Annotated in this window: 2 protein-coding genes and 1 pseudogene; all 3 read left to right on the top strand. The window is 35.3% G+C overall.

Annotation, left to right across the window (positions count from 1 at the left end):
• Window positions 1–196: 196 nt before the first annotated feature.
• A pseudogene (locus BN587_RS07500) lies at window positions 197–649 on the top strand (tyrosine-type recombinase/integrase); the annotation flags it as partial.
• 108 nt (window positions 650–757) lie between these two features.
• Entirely contained in the window at window positions 758–1,129 is a 372-nt protein-coding gene (locus BN587_RS07495; protein WP_021720513.1) for a hypothetical protein, read from the top strand.
• The coding region (locus BN587_RS07490) for a HigA family addiction module antitoxin (protein WP_044484549.1) at window positions 1,122–2,123 on the top strand (1,002 nt) is incomplete at its 3' end. The genes BN587_RS07495 and BN587_RS07490, both read left to right, overlap by 8 nt.

Genomic DNA, 2,123 nt, shown 5'->3' with positions numbered 1-2,123 from the left:
ATATATATTTCTACTTTACCTATCTTCAAGGAAATTTTCTTGGAGATTTGTTTATTTCCACCGGAATTTTGCCTTACTAAACAACTTAGTAAGATAGAGGGGCAAAAAATGACAAATCTTGTTCGAATTTGTAACTTCTTGTGGCTGCAAAAAAGAATTAGGGGTTGAAAAATTCGGTAATACATGAAGGAAAAAAATCCCTATCACAAAGGATGCAGCTGATATGTTTCAGGCTATCATAGAAGATAGATTGCTGCCTAAACGAGAAATGCTAATAGATGGCTATGGTGGTTTTCTGTACTATGATGATAAATGTATGCCGCTAGTGGTATTGCATTGGCAGCACAGCTTTAACCACATGGTAGCTAGATACAACGATATTTACAGAATACAGATGCCAAATATAACCCCTCATGTTTGGAGGCATACTTATTGCAGCAATCAGGCCAAAGCAGGAATGAACCCGAAAACGCTTCAGTACCTTACGGGGCATTCAGACATAAGAGTTACGATGAATGTGTACACCCATGTGGGATTGGATGATGCAGAGGAAGAACTGAGACGAATGGAGGAATTCCGTAAAGTGCAGGTAGAGTCCGAAAAGCAGGAAGAAAAGCCGGTGACTCACAGAATGTTTAAGGTAATTTGACAGAAGGTGCATTACATTAAGAAATCATCTTTCGTATTGACAAACAAAGAGCAAATGTGTATAATAAAATTACCTAATGGGTAATTTTATTATACAAGGAGAGAGGATTTGCAAGTAGTATATGAAAGCGAAAAAGTCAAATCACAATGTACGAGTTTGAAAGTCGCAAACAAACTTTTCGGCGGAAATGCAGTATTGGGAAGAACTCTTTTATCTAGAATTAATGCATTGGAACAAGCAGATACAATAAGAGATATTATTGTGCAACCTGCTTTTCATTTTCACGATTTGAAAAATAAAAATGGTAGAAATTTGGAAGGCTATTTTGCTATAGATGTAAAATCACGTAGAGATCAGTGGAGAATAATTCTTCAGCCACTAAACGAAAATGAAGAACCTTTTATTCCTTGTAATATAGATGAAATTTCAGGCATAGTAAAGATTGTAGAAATAAGGGAGGTAAGCAAACATTATGAGTAATTATATTGAGTACAATGATAAAATTGCATTCCATCCCGGCTATTATATTCAAGAAATTGTTGATGAAAGCGGTTTAACGCAGAAAGACTTTGCTAAGCGTTTAGGTACTACTCCTAAGAATTTAAGTATTCTTATAAGAGGAGAACAAAGCCTATCAGTAGATATAGCAATGAAGTTATCCAGAATGATGGGTACAAGTGTAACCTATTGGATGAATTTACAAAATGCGTTTGATGAACTCGTTGCAGAATTCGCGTACGAGAATGAAATCAAAGCTGAGAAAAAGATTTTCGAGTATTTGGATTATAAATATTTTAGAGATAATTATGGATTGCCAAACTTGCCAAGAAAAGTTGATGAACAAATAAAAGAAGTTAGAGAATTTTTAAATGTGTCCAGTTTGACCGTGCTTTGTGAAAGAGATATGGCGGTTAGCTTTAGAAGCGCAACAAGCGAGCTTTCGGAATCTAATACTGTTAAAGCAAACACAATGGTTCAAATTGCTGTAAACAGGGCACTCAAAGTAGATGCACCAAAGTTTAATAAAAGAAAATTTGTAGCTGCCGTCAAATATGCTTTAACATTAACGCAAGAGCACGATTTTTTTTATCCGCTGTTATATAAGGCGTTTCTTGAAGCGGGGGTAATATTTGAAATATTACCTAACTTATCTGGATCAAAAATAAATGGAGCAACAAAGAAGGTCGGAGATAGTATTATGCTCATGGTTAATGATCGAAGGCTTTATGCAGATTCGTTCTGGTTCACTCTTTTTCATGAAATTGGTCATATAATGAATGGAGATTATGGAATATCGTTTGAAACGGAATCTGGAGAACAGGAAGATTTGGCTGATCAATATGCAGAGAATTCTTTGATTCCACCTGAAGCTTATAATCAATTTTCTTCTACTGGATATTTTGATATTAATTCCATAAAAAAATTTGCTCAATCCATCAATAGGGCACCGGGAATTGTAATTGGACGCCTGCTG

Origin of the sequence: Phascolarctobacterium succinatutens CAG:287 (assembly GCF_000434895.1) — a bacterium.
In the GTDB taxonomy this organism is placed as follows: domain Bacteria; phylum Bacillota; class Negativicutes; order Acidaminococcales; family Acidaminococcaceae; genus Phascolarctobacterium_A; species Phascolarctobacterium_A succinatutens_A.
The sequence above is the reverse complement of the archived record's forward strand: the minus strand, read 5'-3'. Positions and strand labels throughout refer to the sequence as shown.